The following is an 18582-nucleotide window of genomic DNA, read 5'->3' as shown; positions in this document are numbered from 1 at the left end:
TCATCATTTTCTATAGTTCAACCTTCGTACCAATATCTAATTCAATTGCCTTTTCATAAACTCCAATCGCAACAGCAAGATCGTAATAAGCTGCTCCTACTGATTTAAATATAGTCAATTCTTGCTTATTATTTCTTCCTGTAATTTCTCCAACTATGAGGTCTGCAATTTCCCCTTTTACTTGATTAAATGACCAGATGCCCTTACGCTCAGCTTCGATGAATTCACCTGCTTCAACTTTCACACCATCCAGATCATCTACGATAATTTGAGATGCTTGCAAAATCGCTTCTTTGGCAATCTCGCGCATTTCGGGTAAATACGAGCCGACACCATTGATGTGAACACCTTCCTTTAGATAATCCGCATTGAATACTGGTGTTGCAGAACGTGTTGCACAGTTAATAATATCTGCATGTATAGTGGCAGCATCAACATTTTCGGTAATTTCTATCTCTATAGTAATGCCAAATTTTTTTAGTTTATCTTTGAAAATAGCTGCTTTTTCAATCGTTCTATTATAAAGATATATTTTAGTAATTTCTCGTACCGCCAAAACCCCTAATACTTGTTCGAATGCCATGCCTCCTGTTCCAATGACAGCAAGAGTTTTAGCATCTTCACGCGCTAAATAATAGGTTGCTAATCCACTTAATGCCCCGGTTCGAAGTCTAGTTAAATAGGATGCATTCATAACAGCTAAGTGTGTTCCATCAGTTGTATCAGTAAGAAGCATTATACCTTGTGTAGTTGCTTTTCCCTCAATTGGATTATGTGGAAAAATCGAGACGACTTTTATAGTAGCCATACTCTTTTCCAAATTCGCGCAAGGCATGTAAAGTTCAGAGCCTTGGATTTTTGGTATATTAATGACCGTGCGATGTGGCGATTGAATGTTCCCTGCTTTTAATGCTTTTAAAGTAGTACGCACTGCTTCAATTGCATCTTTCATATCATAATTAGAAATAATTGTTTTTTCGTCTAATACTAACATAGAGACCTCCTAGTGAATCCTGCTGTGATTAGTTTACTTTGGCTTTTTGTAAATTATTTACCTTTGTATCAAGCTGTTTTTCAAGTACATTAACATCGTTGTCTAAATGCTCTAATTTTCTATCGCGGACAGCAAAGATAGCAACTAGTGAAATGACTGCTGTCAAAATAATATAAAGTGCAATTGGTACATATGAGTTATTAAATTCTACTAGTAACGCTGTTGCAACTAATGGTGCTGTTCCCCCTGCTAAGGCAGCTCCAATTTGATAACCTAACGTAATACCTGTATAACGAACACGTGCATTGAAAATCTCAGAAAACATGGTTCCTAGAACAGCTGTTATTGGTGCCCAAATAATACCAAGACCGATAATTGTCGCTATCGCAAGCATAGCTACAGAGCCTTGTTGGATGATCCAGAAGTACGGGAATGCGAAAAGAATCATGCCAATAACACCTGCAATATATAATTTCTTCCGACCATATTTATCTGAAAGACTTCCCATAATTGGGATTAAGATTGTGGTAATGATGGTTGCTACCATTACTGAATTCAATGTTGCAGTTCTTGAAAATCCTAAGTTTGATGTAGCGTAGGATACAATGAATGTGCCAAATATATAAAATGGAGCTGTCTCTACAACCTTTGCTCCAATTGCAATTAAAACTTCTTTCCAATGATAGCGTAATGTTTCTGCCAATGGTATTTTCGGAATATCACCAGATTCTTGAACTTTTTTAAAGGATGGTGTTTCGTCAATCCCTTTACGAATCCATAAACCAAAGAATACTAATAAAGCGCTCAAAATAAATGGTACACGCCACCCCCAAGTAATGAAAGAATCTTCTGGAAGTAATGTCATGATAGATAATGCAATTGTTCCTAATACCATTCCAATTGTGACACCCATTTGTGGAATCGCCCCATAAAGACCTCGTTTTTCTTTCGGTGCATATTCTACAGCTAAAAGTAAGGCACCACCCCATTCTCCACCAATACCTAATCCTTGAACAAGGCGTAAAGTAATAAGTAAAATTGGTGCCCAAATACCGATTGCTTGATATGTAGGAAGTAATCCCATCCCAAAGGTTGCAATCCCCATTAAACTTAATGTTAATACTAATGTTTTCTTTCGCCCAATTCTGTCCCCTATATGACTAAAAATAACGCCACCGAATGGACGAATGAAAAATGCCAATGCAAATGAAGCATAGGAAAGTAATAAACCAATCGTTGGATCTTCATTGACAAAGAATAATTGGTTAAATACAAGTCCAGCCACAGTTCCATATAAAAAATAATCAAACCATTCAATTGCACTTCCAACTAGACTAGCAATCCAAATCTTACGCATTTGTTTTGCATTCATTTTGTTTTCCCCCTTTGTGAAATAAAAATTGAAGTGACACTTCAATTTCAGTTTAAAATAACGAGAATTTTCTGTCAATTAAATTATGGATTTGGATTTTCACCCTAAGTTGTTTAAGATGGATAATATACATATAGCAAGGGAGTGAAACAATTGAATACACCTAACATTGGTGAGCAGCTAAAGAATTTACGTAAAGAACGTGGTTTAACGCTGAAGGAGCTTTCAAATAAGACAGATTTCTCAATTAGTTTCTTATCTCAAGTAGAACGTGGAAAATCTAATTTAACTCTTGAATCATTGCGTAAAGTTTCTGACGCTTTACAAGTAAGTCCAGGTCTATTTTTTGAAAAAGAATCTATTGAAATCGTCCCTACCTTTTCACAGTTTCATTATCAAGATTTAAATAATGGTGTACACGGTGCAGACTTTGATCCTATTCTTGTGACACTTCATCCAGGGGAAAACGAAGGAAATGCTTTTACCCATGAAGGTTTCGAATTTATTTATGTATTATCCGGTACTTTTACATTAAGAATAGAAGAGGAAGAAATCACTCTTACTGCTGGACAATCAACAATGTTCGAATCTTCCCTCTTGCATTACTGGTACAACTATTCAGAAGAAACAACACGCTTTCTAGTTGTCTCATCAAATAAGTAATAGTTGCTACAATACTAGAAATAAGATGAACCTAAAAATGGTTATCTTCAACCATTTGGGTTCATCCTTCTTTTATTAATTATCTTATTTAGTTGAGCTTTCTACAGCGGTAGGGTTATGTTCATATACAATTTTACCGCCTAAATGTCCAGTAATTGTTAATGATACAATACCTGCAACGCTTAGAATAACAATAAGAGTTGAAATAAGGCCGTTTTTAATTTGCTTTGGTCTCCACTTGAAAAATTTATGCTTAAATATTAATTTGATAACAGCTAGAGCACTAAATACAATTATCGAGATATCTGCAAATAATGAATGCGTTTCTACTTGATCATGTAAACCTCGTCCCCAATTTTGGAATGCAAATTCTTCTGCTTGATCCCCAGTAGCAAGTGCTAGGAATCCTGAAAGTACACCAATAATAATTAAAAATGTACCGAATTTGTTCAAAGATTCTTTTTTCATAAACGTGTTAATTATTTCGAGGACTGCGCCAAGTACCAACAAAGCAATTGGAAAATGGACAATTGATGGATGTAAAGGCATTTGTATGATCTCCTTCCTTTTTTCATAATTATCATACCGATTAAAACTGAAAAAGGTCTGAAATTCTAATTTTATTTTTAAAAAATATATAAATTGAATTGCTCTATTCAACGTAATTATCGATAGTTAAAAGCTCAATAATTCGGGGAATATTTCACTTCCAATATATACTTAGTATACCGCTCCAGATGGCGCTTTCCGCGGGCGAGCGTTGAGCCTCCTCGCTCACTTCGTTCACTGCGGGGTCTCACCTATCTCGCTTTCCCGCAGGAGTCGCCATCTTCCGCTTCAAAGACTATGTTCTAATAGATATGGCGTATAACAATGGCTCATTTAATGTTCGTATTTTTTTCAAATCTTTGAATTATGAAATCGAAGCCCCTGGTAAATGAATTTCTTAATACGATTACTTAATTGAAGATGGTTTCGAGGATATAAAAAAGAGGAATCAATTCTTTACTTGGCTTTCAAGAATTAATCCCCATGGGGTGTTTTTTCTTTTACTTTCATGAAGATACTTCATCAATTAGATAACTGATTTCTCCCTTTAAATACAGCTCAAAAGCGTTCAATTCTTCCCGGTTTCTCATTTTTTCTATTAGTGAACGGATAAACTGTTGGTTTTCCTTATCATGAATTTCATTGTTCAACATTGATTCTGCCAAATGAATGAATAATTGTTTGTGGTTTACTTGAAGCTCTTCATTTAATGATATCCCTTGACCTTTTTCTTTTTGATAAGGTCTTTTTTCATATGGAATAGCGTCTATTTGATCAATTCCATTTACCTTGCATGAATCTCCTACAAGTAAAATACCAGCTTTACCAGTATGAATTTCAAATTCACCAACAATTGTCTCATGATCTTCAGAGAGTAACATAACTTGTTCATTTCGATAATCCAAATAATTTAAAAAATTGCTTACAGTGGGGTGTACATTTATTTCCACTTCAACAGTCGTTTCATCTCCAAAATCGATTAATCTTAATGTGCCTTCTTGAATCGGAATCTCTATTTTACTTATTACTAAATTTGATATTTTCATAATGAATATTCCCCTTTTAAATTACTCTATGTAGATAACAGATTACATCAATTTCTGTTACCGAATGCATAGATGTGATTGTAAAGCATGTCTACTATTTTATTAATCTCTAAAAAATTTTCTGTATGCTTTGTTTCAATCCCATCATGATTCATCATCCTCAACAGTTAAATTACTTAACGAAACGGAATTGCTTTCGAAGTACATTAATCAGACGAGTAATCACATTTTTAATTTGCGCTCTATTTATAATCCTAGCTACTATAACAATTTCAATGATACAGCCGATGATGAGAACCTTTGATATGATTGTTTGGAATAATTTCCAATGAGTACCCAATATATTTCCTGCAAGGATAAAGTTACCCAAATAAAAGAACCAGTATATTCGAACTTCGCAAATGTCCGATACGAAAGTTGAATTTTTTTCGAATAGTCTGATTCAAATAGGCAATCATTTCCCCATAGTGAGTACTCCTTATTTTTCTTCTCTATACCCTAGCAATTTGTAATTGAATGGTTGGTTCAACAGAATATATAGGAATACGATTTGTTTCCTTGTCTAAAATCCAATTTATTACATCCACTATTTGTTCTGAAGTTTCCATTTCTATGCCTTGTTGAAATAGATTTATCGCTTGTTGCCATTGTTCCATTTTCTTAGAGTCCCTTAAAATGGCACATAATTGATTTTCTAATGAACTATTTTGTACGAGCTCAAATACAAGTTGGTCTTTTTTTAAATAATTTAGATTGATTTCTTCTTGGCCAGGTAGATATGAATGAACGAAAATAGGTAGTTTTTTTCTCAATACCTCGCTTATCGTAACTCCACCTGGTTTTGTAATAATTGCATCAACCTCATCATAGAGTTCGTTCATTTCTTCTCTTGATGAAATATATGGTAATGGTTTAATATGCTCTAAATCCCATGAAATAATTTCATCATAAAGTTTTTGATTATTGCCACAAAGTACAATGAAATTAAATTGTGAGGATTTTTTCAACTCTGTAGATAATTTTAATATCCCACCAAGTCCACTATTTCCCCCAGCAATCAATATTTGAGGTTTTTCTGAATGGATCTCTCTATTAGTAGTTTTCGTAATTTCCTCATGTACTGGAATACCTGTAACAATAATTTTTTCTCTTGGAATTTTATGCATTTTGATCAAATTTTCTTTTACTTCTTTACTTGGAACAAGGTGAAGATCGATGCCTTCCTTCGCCCAAACATCATTTATAAAAAAGTCTGTATAAACGTTTATCACCGGAACATTACATTTCCCATTCATTTTTAAATGACTTAAAAGAAAAGAAGGGAAACCATGTGTACAAACAATTACATCTGGTTTTTCATCAGCTAACAATTGCTCCATTTTTTTAATGAAAAAACCTTGATAAAATTTATTTGAACTTTTTGTTTGTTTTGAACCATAAAAACGCTTTTTGTACACAAAGTCATAGGTTTCTGGAGAATATCGGATCCATTTTAAATAACTACTTGAAATGATTTTTTCTAATGCTTTATTTGAATAACTCATCATATCTATTTTCTTTAATTCATATTCTTCAGTTCGATTTTTCAACATATCCATGATTGCATCTGCAACTTGATGATGACCTGATTGCATTTGTAAGAGTGGAAAGAATAATATCTTTTTCATGTTAATTAACTCCTTTTTCACTAAGAAAAGATGATCAATTCCTAGTTGTTAATTTAAAGAATAATATTCTTATACTTAACAATTAGACAATACCACTGATATTGTAAAAATCTTCTCTTTTAATTTATTTTTAATCTAACTTTCAGCTTTCGTTTAGATGTGAATTTACAACATTTTTTACATTATAAAAATTCAGTTCTTTTTCTCACCATCTGTTCGGTGCCTCTTCTATGGTTACTCTACGTAAAAAATTTTTGGCTTACACTCAAAACATTATCTAACTAAAATCCCTTTGGAAATTGAATTCCAAAATAAAAGACGTTCATTAGATAATTTGGTTACTTGATGAACGTCTTTTTATGTTAGATTTATTCATTTGTTATTTTCGGGAAACCAATTTTTTTATGAAAATATACAATAAAAATAGCACGAACAATAAAACCCCAAAATAAGGTACGTATTTAGGATTGATATAAATCGTTTCCGCTGTATAATATCCCGCTAAGATAAATGGAATTGTCCAGATAGTACTGCCTAATAAGGAAAATAAGAAAAAACGGAGAAACGGAACTTTTGCAATCCCAGCAAAGTATGGGCTTATTTGACGAATGCCTGGTAAATAAAAACCGAATGTTATCGTTCTGTAGGCACTTTTCTTGTACTTATTTTCTATGTTACTCCATCTTTCATATGATAGACCAATGTATTTGCCAAATTTATTTACAAATGGTAGCCCTAAATACTTTCCACAAATGTACGCGGCAACCATTCCAATAAAAGCTCCTAAATCTGTATAGACAATAGTTGGTCCCATTGAAAGCTTATGATGGCTAATTAATATACCTGCTAAAAACAGTAGTGATTCTTCTGGAGCAGGAATTCCAACAATCCCAAAGAATAAGCAGATAAAAAGAATTAAATAACCATATGAACCAATATATTGTGCAATTGTATCTATACTCATAACACCCTCTATTCTTTTAGCTCTTTTAATGTAATAAATCGTACGTCTTTTTGTTTACATTCCTTTAGGAAAATTTCCAAATTTCGAATCATATAACCTGGCGCTTGTTCTTCAGCACCTAAAGTATCCCCATTATCATGTAGAACGAAAATTGCACCTTCCTTTAAAGAATTTCTTAATTCGTTTAGAAGGCCATGTTTAGCTTTTTCTACTTTCCAATCTCCGAAGATATTTGACCACATGATTTTATTATACCTTTTACTTACTGCTAAGGTGAAGACATTAAAATGCCCCCAAGGTGGTCTATAAAAGGAAACTTTTTCACCTGTACATTCAGTTATTACTTTTTCAGTCATTTCTAATTGTTTCTTTAATCGAAACGGAGACATAATCCAACTTGAAATATGGTCATAATGATGGATTCCCACTGTGTGACCGTCCTTAGCCATACGTTTAATAATTTCTGGATGCTTTTTAACGTTGCTGCCTACAACAAAGAAGGTAGCTTTTACATCATATTTTTTAAACAAATCGAGCAACTGTGGTGTATATTCAGCATTTGGACCATCATCGAAAGTTAAGGCCATACCTTTTTCAGGAATCCTTTTTGAAATACCTCGCTCAAATACTCGAATAAGCACTGTAGGTAATGGCCCATAACAAAGGAATAATATTACAATCATTACCCCACAAATTAATAAATAGTTCACTTAAATAACAGCTCTTTTCAATAGTTTTTTTTGCTTCATTGGAATCAATCTTTTGGTAAGAATAACTCCATCTCTGTTCCAACTCCTTCAACACTATCTACTTTAATTTCTCCATTATGTTGTTTCATAATATTTTTTGCTATGGACAAACCGAGTCCTGTACCACCAGTTTCTCTATTTCTTGCCTTATCGACTCGATAAAATCTTTCAAAGACATTATTAATTTCGTCCATTGGAATACCTATTCCATGGTCTTTTACACGAATAACTGTGCCGTTTTCTTTTTTCTCTAAATAAATGTCAATTTGATCTGTACTATATTTGATCGCATTATCAAGGAGTATAATTAACACCTGTTTTAACTTTAACTCATCTGCTATAACCGTAATTGGCTTTTCTTCATAATGCAATACTAAATTTCTCTTATAAGTGCTGTGAAGTTGTTTCACTATTTCTTCGCTTAACAATACTAAATCTATTGATTTCTTATCTAAAGCATTTTCTGATTCAGTATTAGCTAAATCTAGAAATTTTTCTGTCATTTGTTGTATTCTAGTTGCTTCCGAATGAATGACTTCGACAGCATCAAGTGCTACTTCCTTATTTTGTATACCACGTCTTCGTAAGAAATCTGCATAGCTTTTAATAACAGTAATCGGTGTTTTAAGTTCATGAGAGGCATCAGAAATAAATTGTTGTTGTTTTTCTAGATTGATATCTAATCGATCCATCATCCGATTAAATGTTACAGCCATTTTTTGTAATTCGTCTTTAGGCTGTTGATCAATAACCACCCTTTTTGTAATACCACTTTGTTCAATTTCCTCCATTGTATTAATCATATGAGATACAGGTCTTATAATGATACTAGCTAACCATTTACCTCCTAGTAATGAAATGATTGCTCCAAAAATGGTACAAAGAACGAGAATAGAAAGTAAAACGTCCTTACCTAATTCAAGTCCCACCAATCTCTCCCCAATTTCTAGCGTTTCAATTACCTTTCCATTGGATTCGATTGGAATCCTTACTACAAGAATCTGTTCTTCTCCTTGAGCTAGTGTTACTAGATATCGTTTAGATTCTTTACTAGCAGTGAATTTCCCTTTAATTTTATTCGCTAATTGTTTATTGTTTGTTACTTGATTACTAATATTTGATTGAGGATCTATAATTCGAATAAATGAACCATTTGTTAAATACTTCGATAATTTATCGTTTATAACTGCATCTGAATCACCGTGATTGATATCCTCTAAAATTTCGCCTGCATTTTGAAGCATTATTTTTTCTTCTACATTCACAGTAACATTCATAAAAGAATAAAATACTGCAATATTCACAATGACCAATACACAAGTGATCCATGCTGTTGTAATCAGATTAATTTTAGTAGTGATTTTCATTTACTTAACTCTCCTTTACGATGTAGCCCACTCCCCTAACGGTTTGAATAATAGCATTACTTTCGAACCCTTCATCGATTTTCTTCCTTAAATGCCAAATATAAACGTCGATTACATTTGTATCGCCTTCATAGTCATAATCCCATACGTCTTTAATAATATTTTCCCTTGTGACGATTTTGTTTTTATGAGAAACCAAATACACTAGTAAGTCGAATTCCTTAGGAGTCAAAGTGATGCCTGAATCACCTCTTGTAACTTCACGGGTATCATTATTGATGGTTAAATCTTTTACTGTCATAATCGATTCTTCAATATTTGAACTATTAGAGATAAAGGAACTTTGACGAAGACAAGAGCGAACTCTTGCAAGTAATTCCTCCATTTCAAACGGTTTTGTAATATAATCATTGGCTCCAAGGTCAAGTCCTGTTACTTTATCCATTGTCATATTACGAGCTGTTAGTAGAATGATCGGCATCATCTCATTTTCTTTTCTTACTCTTCTCAATACCTCAATTCCATTCATTTCTGGTAGCATAATATCCAATAGAATTAAATCAATTTTCCCATTAAGAGCTACTTCCAATCCGAATTTGCCATTATTCGCAACTACTACTTCATATCCTTCATATTCAAGCTCTAATTTCAATATTTTAGCAATTTGAAGTTCATCTTCAACTACCAAAATTCGTTTTTCCATATTTAAACACTCCTTTAAGTTGCCAATGTAATGGTATCAACTTCTATCTATTGTGCACAATTAAAGAATCGTTTAAAATCATGGATTCTTTAATTTTTCAATTTGTTAACGTAAATTAGGAATTATACTTTTGTATTTTTAAATACACATATAAATAGTATTAATCTGTTTGCTGCATGATGTGGAATTAGCTTCGCTTTCCGCGGGCGAGCGATGAGCCTCCTCGGAAGCCCGTACCGTGCTTCACTGCGGGGTCTCACCTGTCTCGCTTTCCCGCAGGAGTCTTCGCTAATTCCACATCAACATAGATAGCTATACAAAATTTTTATTATAAATTTTTATCTATTTTACTTTTTCGGTCCTCTCCATTTTATTGTTCCTGGAGGGTTTTCAGCTCAAGCTTTTCCTGTAGGACAATGAATTAGCTTCCCTGAATTCACACCGCACGAAGAAAATGCGAATGCATTTTCGAGGACTCGCCGTCTTTCGCTCCATAATGAATATCATTAAATGTTAGTATATTTTATATAAGTTTTGCATTATGAAATTGATTCAAATATATCCCTATTTTAATTTAACACTGTGATTCAGGTTATTTCATTTTTTAATGGAACTTTAAGATATTTTATTGTGTCAACTTTGTGGATTATCAATTTCGAGGAATGAAGATAAGAAAAAAGAGTAAATATAAACTCGGAATATAGGGTAAATAGTATAATAAAATAAAACCAGACTTTATATTTAGAGGTTTTGAGTTTGATTATATATAATCAAACTTTATAATCAAACTTTTTATTTGTATATAAAAATACATCCATTAATGTAGCTTTGAAATAAAGTTTGAGCAAAACACTTCATAAATCATTATTTTACGATTAATAAGAAGAATCCATTTTGAAAAAAAGATTGATCAAAATGGATTCTTCTTTTGAGTTTTTAAGTTTGGTTTTTAAAAAAAGTTTGATCATTTTCTACCTACATTACTCCATAAACGCGCCCGTTTGTTGAATATTGAAAAACACGAAAATTGCAAAATATATACTCCATCTAAAGCATCTTAGTTTTATTTATTTGGAACTGATAGTAACTCAAAATCCCCATTAAAACTTCCCTTACATTCGCTAAGAATATAACTTTTCATCTCTTCTTCTGCTTCAACTATTATTTTTTTACAATTGTATTCCTCAATAATATTCCCATCAACACTATGAAAAACAATCACTTGTTCTCCATCGAACGTTAATGTCCTAACTCCCCGTTGCCCCTCTGTCCCATACTGAATAAAATTTAATTTTGTTTCTTTTTGATTTTCTACATTCTTAACAAATCTGTCTAAACCCTCCAAATTTTGAACATCACCGTGGTTATTTACTACTTCTTCAACCTTCGGTATTTTTGGTTCTTGAGAACAGCCAACTAATGCAAAACTAATTACAGAAAGTATTATAAATATCTTTTTCAAAATATTCACCCTTTTCTTTAGACATTAATTTTTGAAAAAAGTTTCAAAACACTGATTTCACTAACCTGCACCTTACATGAATAAAAAAATGCGATCCTTCGCTTTTGAAGAATCGCGCCCGATTATTGAAGATCGTTAAGCATCCGAAAGTGAAATAAGGCATTATATACTCTGTACTTGTATCTATGTAGCCCTGGTTGAGAGAAATGCGAAACCCATTTAGCTTTTATGATTTCACCTTCTATATCAATAATAACTTCCTTATGGTCTAATACATTGGTAGGTATTTTAGTGATTAACTCAATTATATGTACCTCTTCATTATTAAGGTCATCATAGTAACTATCTCTCTTATATTTAAGTATTTTTACTGATTTGCTATTAACTTTAATACTAAAATGCTTATCCATTTTTCTATGTCTATCCATTTATCCTCCGAGACAAAAATTTTATCTTATGAAACAAACTGCCCTATAGTGTATTTACTTCAACAAATAAAGGCGTAAATCCTTGTTGGATCAACACCCTCGTTACTACCAACTTACAGATCTAATTTTCTTTAAAAGAGTTGCTCAACAATCTGGCCCTTTAGCTAAAGAAGGCACAATTCTTTTTCAAGAATTGCGCCCTATAATTGAATAACGATTAACCTTCTATTAGCTGGTTTAGTTTAAGAAGAATGCTCTGTTAACGTAAAAGGATTTAGGAGACCAAAAAAATCACATGTTAAATTCTTTTCTTTTTACTTATTTAACAGTCGCTGTCTTTAACGACAGAAGGGTGGAGTTTACTCACAGATTGTTTTTAGCAATTTCTGTAAATTTTTGCACAAGTAAGCTATGCTTCTCAGCTTTTCTTGTGCAAATAGCGATTTTATGTTTAATATGTATACCCTGTACATACACTCTCGCTAATTGGCCATTATCTACATATTCACGAACAGCGAGCGATGAAATAAAACTTGCACCATATCCAGCCATTACAGAACGAATTGTTTCATTAATGCCACTAAATTGAAGTGAGATTTTGGGTGATCTTACTTGGTGAGTTTTGCATAAAGAAAAAAGATGTTCTCTCATCGAACTTCCTTCTTCACGCATAATAAATGATTCTTTAACCATCTCCATTAACGAAATAGTTTTATTAGCAAACGGATGAGAAGTAGATACAACAAACCAAAGTTCGTCTTCAAATAACTCTTCCCACGCTACTTCCTCTGGTCTTTCCGATACTCCACCCCCATAAATAGCAATATCGGCTTTATAATGTATGAGCTGCTCAAATGCATCTTTCGTATTGGCAGTTGTAATGACTAAATTGACATCTTCATTTGCACTTTTAAACGTAGCTGCCCATTTAGGTATTAAAAAATTTGCAGGCAAATACGTAGCAACAATTTGAATTGTTCCTGCCTTGGCAAGTCGATAATCCTCAATAAAAGATTCAATATTTTCTTCAAGAGTAACAAGATTTTTTGCTTTTTCTGCTAATGCTTCCCCGAAATCAGTTAATACAACACCTCGTCCCTGTTGCTTAAATAACGGAACTCCAATTTCATGTTCAAATTTTTTAATTTGACTAGAAACTGCAGGTTGACTAATACACATCAATTTGGCTGCCTTTGTGAAACTACCTGTACTCGCTACTTGATAAAACAATTTTAATCCATGTATATTCATGGTTTCACCCCTATCTATAACCTAAAGTTATGGATGAATAATAATAATATATTTTTATTATTATTCATTTTATCATACACTTTTGTTGGAAGAATAAAAATAAAATGGAAAAGAGGTTACCATTATGCTAAATAACGTTTGGAAAGATGTAGATGAATATTTTATTGATAAACTAATACCATCTGATGTAACACTTGAAGGAGTTTTGCAAGCTAATAAAGAGGCTGGTATTCCAGAAATTGATGTATCACCAACACAAGGTAAACTTCTATACCTATTGGCTAAAATTAAAGGGGCTAAAAACATATTAGAAATCGGTACCCTAGGTGGTTATAGTAGTATATGGCTTGCACGTGCACTCCCTGAAACTGGTAAAGTATATACACTTGAAATTGAACCAGAGTATGCAAAAATAGCTATTAAAAATATTCAGAACGCATGTTGTACGAGTAAAGTCGAAGTCATAGTAGGCAAAGCATTAGAAACCTTGCCTACCCTTAAAGAAAAAGGTATATTTTTTGACTTAATTTTTATTGATGCAGATAAACCCAATAATCCCGATTACTTAAAATGGGCATTAGAATTAGCGAATAACGGGGCGCTGATAGTCAGTGATAATGTCGTTCGAAACGGTGAAGTTATTGATGAAAGAAGTGCAGATGACCGCGTGCAAGGTGTACGTAAATTTATGGATATATTAGAAAAAGAACCTCGTATTGAATCTACAGCTATACAAACGGTTGGCAATAAAGGGTACGATGGCTTTGTGATAAGTATCGTTAAATAAATCCGAAGGCTGTGTCAAAATTAATTTGACACAGCCTTCTAACATCTACTTTGCAACCACTACTAACTATTCTTTTTTTGTACTAAACTGCCCCTTTAGCCACCCATGAAGCACCAAAATCAGCACTTCACCACAGAAAATGAAAGATGATTAAGTTCTTTCATGGGAGTTTAATAAGAACCGAGACGCTTATTAAACAATCACGCCCTTTAATGAAAATAAGTGCTTATCCTTATTCAAGGATAGCGCCCGATTGTTGCATAAAGGGAGTTTTAATATTACCTTATATATCAAATAAATTCTCTCAGTTTTTTCATCACTTTCATTAAAGATGAAATAGTAGTTAGTGTATCATACTCAACATTATCCAACGAATGATTTGCCCCATTGATTACCTCAATGTTAAAACAAGTTTCCTGTGCTATATGTTCGACTTGTTCAGAGTTAAAATGAGGATCTTTGTCACCAATCACTAACAATCCTTTATGATTACTGTTTAAAATTTCTTCATATATTCTATCAAGTTTCAATAAAGGGGTAAGTAATATCATCCTCGACTTATTAAAAACTTCTCTTTTCATAATTTCATTAATAACAGGAATTGTTCCAAGTGATTTCGCTAGGAAAATTGTTTCATCATATTGAAAATTAGAAAGAACATTGCTTATAACAGGGTTAACATCATTCATGATGTTATTAGTTATAACTTCGAATGATTGATCGAATAATTCTTTATTATATGAATAGTGAATCTGAACAACATCAAATTGATTTTCAAGCATTACCATTGTTGCGTAATAAAACAAGGGTTTATCGTAGGTATAACCACTACCCGAAAACATAAAGCAAATTTTTTTAGAACCTGTTTTAATATGTGTATACTCAATCTTTTTAAGACGATCATTTGTATCTACCGAGATTTTTGTACCCTTCATAGTATCCCCCTATATCTTTGTCAAAAGTACCTTAATCGACTAACCTATTAATTTAAGTTTATTTTTTTCTCATCTGTATTTTAACATTAATATCCAGTTAATTGTGGATTGTTATTTAAGTTCCTATTTATGAAGAAAGACGCTCTCCTATTTTAGAAAAGCGCCCTATAATGGAATAACTATTAGAAGTTCTCAAACCTAAAATCACTTAATTCATCTTTAACTAACGCAACCGTTAAGCTCAACAAGATATATTGTTTTTCTTTAGTGTTGAACGTATTTCGTAACCAAAATTACTTGGAAAGATTTCAACAAAACCGATTTTACCTTCATAAACTTCGATTGTTCCTATTTCTTCAAATGAAAAACCTTCTAGTTTATCCTCATTTTCTTCATATTCTGCAAGATAAAATGAACCACAATCAGGTTCACCACATTCACAAAGTCCCTTAATTCGAAGATTATCAACTTGGTTTGCTAATTCAAATAGAGATTTACTAATAAAATACTGTTTAATCTTGTTTGCCAAATGAGGTAAAACTTCTATAAGCAACAGGTAATTCCCCAAAATACCAACACCTTTTTTAACTGATTTATTGTTATTTTAACAGTTGTTCTTATTCAACTAAACTGCCCCGTTATTTTAAGTGAAAATCTTCACAATATGAATTTTTCCTCACACTCGTTATTCAACAATATGGCCCGATTGTGGAATAAGAAAACTGCATTCCATACAGGTTTTTTTCAAACTTTATTATAAATAATCGAACTTAATTATTAATTATCAATCTTTATTAAAAGACCACAATAAAAAATACATCCATTATCTCAATAAAGATTTAATGGATGTATTTTTATATACAAATAAAAGTTTGATTATAAAGTTTGATTACATATAATCAAACTCAAATCCTCTAAATATAAGGTGTGGTTTTATTTTATTATACTATTTACCCTATATTATCTTATATATTCACTCTTTTTTGCTTAAAGTTTGAGATGTTGTTTTTGTATATGTTCCATAGACTCGGAGACAGCTTGCAATAATAATGATACTACCTGTTGTAATATAAAATATTTCTATGATAGGATTTGCACTATCGGTGCCGATAAAAACACCATGTAAGAAGATCAAAACCCATGCTGGAAGTGCAAGAAAATGGATCGATTTCCATAGTTTTCGATTCAATTTACTAATTAAAAGATCAGAAGTCATGATTACGATTAGAAATACATATAAACTAATTGTTCCAATAGCTGATAAAATCGGTTTATAGTTGGCTGTAAAAGGTACAAGAATCTCTACTATACGATAGGGTTGATATTGATCAATTAAAAGTAATAAAACATGCGCAGCAAGAGCTAGTAACCCCATCCAACCCGCACTTAAATGTAAATGAAATAATAGATTTTTTTGCTTTGTAATGGTAGGTGTTTTTCGAAATAAGCCAAAAATAACTGCTACAGTAAAGTAGAAATAGGAGAGAAATCCGCATATCCGAATCCATTCCCAAGTATTAAACATGTTCTCCATCTCCTATTTTAATCCATTTGGTCGTCTCATCTTGATCGACCATAAATCGTGCCACACGCCAACCACTATTTACTAACCATTCATTTAGCTGCTGCTCGTTCATTAAAAAACATAACTTGGCAGCTACTTCAGATTTGTACAAACTATCTGTAATAACTGTTGCTTGTATTATATTGGTCTCTGCAACTTTTCCTGTTTGTCCATTTAATATATGATGCCTTTCTTTATGCTGAAAAATCCAGCTTCTATATACTCTGTTAGAAGTTGCAATAGCACCATTTTGTATTTTAATACTCCCCATATTTTTTCTGTCAAAGGGATCGGCAATGCCTATATACCATTCTTTTTCCCCATCAGACCACATCGCCATATCGCCTCCACCATCTACAATTCCATAGCTAAAACCATGTATTTTCAACCACTTTTTTATTTGTTCCACAGCATAACCTTTTGCAAAACCGCCAAGATCGATTGGTTGATTCGAAGTTTTATAAATTTGTTGGTTCCCCAAAAAAAGCAATGGGTCTTTCACTATTAGATCTAACCTTTCTTTATAACTTTCAACTGGATTGAAAGGAAAAGATTGATTGTATCCATGTTTTTCTAATTGATTTTTTAAATATGGTGAAAAAAACCCCTTTGTTTGCTCATAAAAATCATTTGCCTTTTTTAAGCAGTCGTACAACGATGCATTAATTGTTAACGATTTTCCTATCGGTAATTGATTAATCTGATCTAATTCGTTATTTGGAATAAAGCGCGACCATTCTTGTGCCACATACTGAAGCCATTTTGAAACGGGTTCTTTCCAATTTTCAGAAGTTGAGGGTACTTCTATAAAAAAGTCGGTATTCATCATGTGCAATGAAGTGGATTCCATTTGTTTCACCTTTATGATCTTCTCGTTAGACGATCGTGTTTTTCGGTGGGAGCTTGCGTTGTTATGTCAAAATTCGTCCAATCAAGTTGAATTAACTCTTTTTCTTTTTTGCTTATTTTAGATTGATCAATTCTTGATAGTTGGCTATTTGATAAGTGATTAGCATCCGCAGGTCCTTTGTCGTTCATTTGTGTCAATAATCCTGCTGATAAAAGAACTGCAGATGAACCGATAAGCCACTTTGCTTTTTTGGTATCTTTCATGTTTCAATTCCTCCTTATAGTATTTGACAAATAAATTGCTGTTGTCCTTCTTTCCAATCTATGGAATAGCCAAATGAATTTAAGATGACACTTGCTGGCACATAAATATCCTTACTAAAATGAAAAGCTTTTGCTGGCATTGGTGTTTTAAACTTGTTTTCAAAGACTACATTTGTATTTGCTCTGAAAATAAGTTGATGCTCCTTCATCTTTGTGTCCAAAATCTTCGATGTTTCATAATAAGTTGACTGTCCCCCTAGAGCTTTCGTTAGTTTTTGAGCAGGGACAAATAATTCTCCGTTTTTGGGAATAACGTAGATTTCAACAGCTTTATTTTCAATCTTAAAGGTTACCTTTTTTGCCTCATTAAAAGGTAGTAAATCAATATTTTGGACTAGAGATCGTGTCCAAATATTCCATTGACCTTGTTCGGATGTAAACGTATTATCTTCAGAATATCCACTATCGTAGTTGTTTTCATATTCATTTTCATCGTCATCATGGTCTTTTTCATCATGATTTTCATGTTCTTCGTAATATTCGTGATGGTCGTCATCTGCATGTGCAGTATAAGCACCACCCGATGTGCCAATAATCAGCATTAATAGAAACAATCCTATGCTTTTCTTCACCTTCATCCTCTCCCTTCAAGTACAGTGTAAAAAAACATCATGAAATGAATCTGAATAAATACTGATAATTTTTAAAAATATATTTTATAAGAGGCGATTAATTATACTTAATATGACATCGTCAATAGTGAAAAGACTAAATCTTATATTTAGCAAGTTTTAGTCTTTCATTATTGAATTTTGTTTGTTTACGTTTATTCGATTGGAATGGAGGATGGCGCCTCCAGCGAAAAGCGGGAGGGTACTGAAAAAGTGTGTACATACAAAAATTAATAGTATTAATATATTTTCTGCATGATGTGGAATTAGCTACGCTTTCCGCGGGCGAGCGTTGAG

At 32.7% G+C, this 18582-nt stretch carries 20 protein-coding genes; 2 read left to right on the top strand and 18 right to left on the bottom strand.

What is annotated here, in order from left to right; genetic code table 11:
- Positions 1 to 10: 10 nt before the first annotated feature.
- Entirely contained in the window at positions 11 to 994 is a 984-nt protein-coding gene (locus tag ABE048_RS07085) for an ornithine cyclodeaminase family protein (RefSeq protein ID WP_430310195.1), read from the bottom strand.
- Between the two features lie 28 nt (positions 995 to 1022).
- Positions 1023 to 2366, bottom strand: a complete 1344-nt coding sequence (locus ABE048_RS07080) for an MFS transporter (RefSeq protein WP_430310194.1) — start codon at positions 2364 to 2366, stop codon at positions 1023 to 1025.
- A 153-nt stretch (positions 2367 to 2519) separates the two neighbouring features.
- On the opposite strand from ABE048_RS07080, the gene ABE048_RS07075 reads away from it, so the two are divergent.
- Entirely contained in the window at positions 2520 to 3029 is a 510-nt protein-coding gene (locus tag ABE048_RS07075) for a helix-turn-helix domain-containing protein (RefSeq protein WP_430310192.1), read from the top strand.
- Between the two features lie 84 nt (positions 3030 to 3113).
- On the opposite strand, the gene ABE048_RS07070 is transcribed toward ABE048_RS07075, so the two are convergent.
- The 10 genes from ABE048_RS07070 to ABE048_RS07025 all read right to left on the bottom strand — a co-directional run bounded on the left by ABE048_RS07070 (position 3114) and on the right by ABE048_RS07025 (position 13215).
- The gene (locus tag ABE048_RS07070; protein ID WP_430310191.1) at positions 3114 to 3578 is read right to left on the bottom strand and encodes a DUF2231 domain-containing protein; all 465 of its coding nucleotides are present in this window, start codon (positions 3576 to 3578) and stop codon (positions 3114 to 3116) included.
- A gap of 506 nt (positions 3579 to 4084) precedes the next feature.
- Positions 4085 to 4624: a hypothetical protein gene (locus tag ABE048_RS07065; protein WP_430310190.1), complete on the bottom strand. Its 540-nt coding sequence runs from the start codon at positions 4622 to 4624 to the stop codon at positions 4085 to 4087.
- 491 nt (positions 4625 to 5115) lie between these two features.
- A complete protein-coding gene (locus tag ABE048_RS07060; protein ID WP_430310188.1) occupies positions 5116 to 6291 on the bottom strand; it encodes an MGDG synthase family glycosyltransferase in 1176 nt (391 codons plus the stop codon).
- Positions 6292 to 6670: 379 nt separating this feature from the next.
- Entirely contained in the window at positions 6671 to 7255 is a 585-nt protein-coding gene (locus tag ABE048_RS07055) for a DedA family protein (protein WP_430310187.1), read from the bottom strand.
- An 8-nt stretch (positions 7256 to 7263) separates the two neighbouring features.
- The gene (locus ABE048_RS07050) at positions 7264 to 7938 is read right to left on the bottom strand and encodes a polysaccharide deacetylase family protein (protein WP_430310186.1); all 675 of its coding nucleotides are present in this window, start codon (positions 7936 to 7938) and stop codon (positions 7264 to 7266) included.
- A 71-nt stretch (positions 7939 to 8009) separates the two neighbouring features.
- Positions 8010 to 9371 carry an ATP-binding protein gene (locus ABE048_RS07045; RefSeq protein WP_430310185.1) on the bottom strand — a complete coding sequence of 454 codons (1362 nt, stop codon included), beginning with the start codon at positions 9369 to 9371 and terminating at the stop codon, positions 8010 to 8012.
- Positions 9372 to 9375: 4 nt separating this feature from the next.
- Entirely contained in the window at positions 9376 to 10074 is a 699-nt protein-coding gene (locus tag ABE048_RS07040) for a response regulator transcription factor (RefSeq protein ID WP_430310184.1), read from the bottom strand.
- A 1063-nt stretch (positions 10075 to 11137) separates the two neighbouring features.
- On the bottom strand, positions 11138 to 11536 hold the full coding sequence (locus ABE048_RS07035; RefSeq protein WP_430310183.1) for a DUF4362 domain-containing protein: 399 nt from the start codon (positions 11534 to 11536) through the stop codon (positions 11138 to 11140).
- A 122-nt stretch (positions 11537 to 11658) separates the two neighbouring features.
- Entirely contained in the window at positions 11659 to 11964 is a 306-nt protein-coding gene (locus ABE048_RS07030) for a hypothetical protein (protein ID WP_430310182.1), read from the bottom strand.
- 363 nt (positions 11965 to 12327) lie between these two features.
- The gene (locus ABE048_RS07025) at positions 12328 to 13215 is read right to left on the bottom strand and encodes a LysR family transcriptional regulator (RefSeq protein WP_430310181.1); all 888 of its coding nucleotides are present in this window, start codon (positions 13213 to 13215) and stop codon (positions 12328 to 12330) included.
- Positions 13216 to 13339: 124 nt separating this feature from the next.
- Between ABE048_RS07025 and ABE048_RS07020 the strand changes: the two genes are divergently transcribed.
- A complete protein-coding gene (locus ABE048_RS07020) occupies positions 13340 to 14002 on the top strand; it encodes an O-methyltransferase (protein ID WP_430310180.1) in 663 nt (220 codons plus the stop codon).
- 290 nt (positions 14003 to 14292) lie between these two features.
- On the opposite strand, the gene ABE048_RS07015 is transcribed toward ABE048_RS07020, so the two are convergent.
- The 6 genes from ABE048_RS07015 to ABE048_RS06990 all read right to left on the bottom strand — a co-directional run bounded on the left by ABE048_RS07015 (position 14293) and on the right by ABE048_RS06990 (position 18246).
- A complete protein-coding gene (locus ABE048_RS07015) occupies positions 14293 to 14937 on the bottom strand; it encodes an alpha/beta family hydrolase (protein WP_430310178.1) in 645 nt (214 codons plus the stop codon).
- 241 nt (positions 14938 to 15178) lie between these two features.
- Positions 15179 to 15490: a hypothetical protein gene (locus ABE048_RS07010; RefSeq protein WP_430310176.1), complete on the bottom strand. Its 312-nt coding sequence runs from the start codon at positions 15488 to 15490 to the stop codon at positions 15179 to 15181.
- Between the two features lie 420 nt (positions 15491 to 15910).
- Positions 15911 to 16462 (bottom strand): ferric reductase-like transmembrane domain-containing protein, encoded by a 552-nt coding sequence (locus tag ABE048_RS07005; protein ID WP_430310175.1) that lies wholly within the window; start codon positions 16460 to 16462, stop codon positions 15911 to 15913.
- The gene (locus ABE048_RS07000) at positions 16455 to 17351 is read right to left on the bottom strand and encodes an FAD:protein FMN transferase (protein ID WP_430310337.1); all 897 of its coding nucleotides are present in this window, start codon (positions 17349 to 17351) and stop codon (positions 16455 to 16457) included. The genes ABE048_RS07005 and ABE048_RS07000 overlap by 8 nt, the downstream gene beginning before the upstream one ends.
- Before the next feature lie 11 nt (positions 17352 to 17362).
- Positions 17363 to 17614 carry a hypothetical protein gene (locus ABE048_RS06995; protein WP_430310173.1) on the bottom strand — a complete coding sequence of 84 codons (252 nt, stop codon included), beginning with the start codon at positions 17612 to 17614 and terminating at the stop codon, positions 17363 to 17365.
- A 14-nt stretch (positions 17615 to 17628) separates the two neighbouring features.
- Positions 17629 to 18246: a stalk domain-containing protein gene (locus ABE048_RS06990; RefSeq protein WP_430310171.1), complete on the bottom strand. Its 618-nt coding sequence runs from the start codon at positions 18244 to 18246 to the stop codon at positions 17629 to 17631.
- Positions 18247 to 18582: the final 336 nt, after the last annotated feature.

It is taken from the genome of Rummeliibacillus pycnus (assembly GCF_050459865.1).
Classification (GTDB): Bacteria; Bacillota; Bacilli; order Bacillales_A; family Planococcaceae; genus Rummeliibacillus; species Rummeliibacillus pycnus_B.
This window is presented reverse-complemented; position numbering and strand designations above follow the sequence as displayed.

Excerpts from the sequence above, each read along its gene's own strand:
- ABE048_RS07085 (WP_430310195.1), bottom strand. The coding sequence starts at position 994 with ATGTTAGTATTAGACGAAAAAACAATTATTTCTAATTATGATATGAAA.
- ABE048_RS07080 (WP_430310194.1), bottom strand. The coding sequence starts at position 2,366 with ATGAATGCAAAACAAATGCGTAAGATTTGGATTGCTAGTCTAGTTGGA.
- ABE048_RS07070 (WP_430310191.1), bottom strand. The coding sequence starts at position 3,578 with ATGCCTTTACATCCATCAATTGTCCATTTTCCAATTGCTTTGTTGGTA.
- ABE048_RS07065 (WP_430310190.1), bottom strand. The coding sequence starts at position 4,624 with ATGAAAATATCAAATTTAGTAATAAGTAAAATAGAGATTCCGATTCAA.
- ABE048_RS07060 (WP_430310188.1), bottom strand. The coding sequence starts at position 6,291 with ATGAAAAAGATATTATTCTTTCCACTCTTACAAATGCAATCAGGTCAT.
- ABE048_RS07055 (WP_430310187.1), bottom strand. The coding sequence starts at position 7,255 with ATGAGTATAGATACAATTGCACAATATATTGGTTCATATGGTTATTTA.
- ABE048_RS07050 (WP_430310186.1), bottom strand. The coding sequence starts at position 7,938 with ATGATTGTAATATTATTCCTTTGTTATGGGCCATTACCTACAGTGCTT.
- ABE048_RS07045 (WP_430310185.1), bottom strand. The coding sequence starts at position 9,371 with ATGAAAATCACTACTAAAATTAATCTGATTACAACAGCATGGATCACT.
- ABE048_RS07040 (WP_430310184.1), bottom strand. The coding sequence starts at position 10,074 with ATGGAAAAACGAATTTTGGTAGTTGAAGATGAACTTCAAATTGCTAAA.
- ABE048_RS07030 (WP_430310182.1), bottom strand. The coding sequence starts at position 11,964 with ATGGATAGACATAGAAAAATGGATAAGCATTTTAGTATTAAAGTTAAT.
- ABE048_RS07025 (WP_430310181.1), bottom strand. The coding sequence starts at position 13,215 with ATGAATATACATGGATTAAAATTGTTTTATCAAGTAGCGAGTACAGGT.
- ABE048_RS07020 (WP_430310180.1), top strand. The coding sequence starts at position 13,340 with ATGCTAAATAACGTTTGGAAAGATGTAGATGAATATTTTATTGATAAA.
- ABE048_RS07015 (WP_430310178.1), bottom strand. The coding sequence starts at position 14,937 with ATGAAGGGTACAAAAATCTCGGTAGATACAAATGATCGTCTTAAAAAG.
- ABE048_RS07005 (WP_430310175.1), bottom strand. The coding sequence starts at position 16,462 with ATGTTTAATACTTGGGAATGGATTCGGATATGCGGATTTCTCTCCTAT.
- ABE048_RS07000 (WP_430310337.1), bottom strand. The coding sequence starts at position 17,351 with ATGGAATCCACTTCATTGCACATGATGAATACCGACTTTTTTATAGAA.
- ABE048_RS06995 (WP_430310173.1), bottom strand. The coding sequence starts at position 17,614 with ATGAAAGATACCAAAAAAGCAAAGTGGCTTATCGGTTCATCTGCAGTT.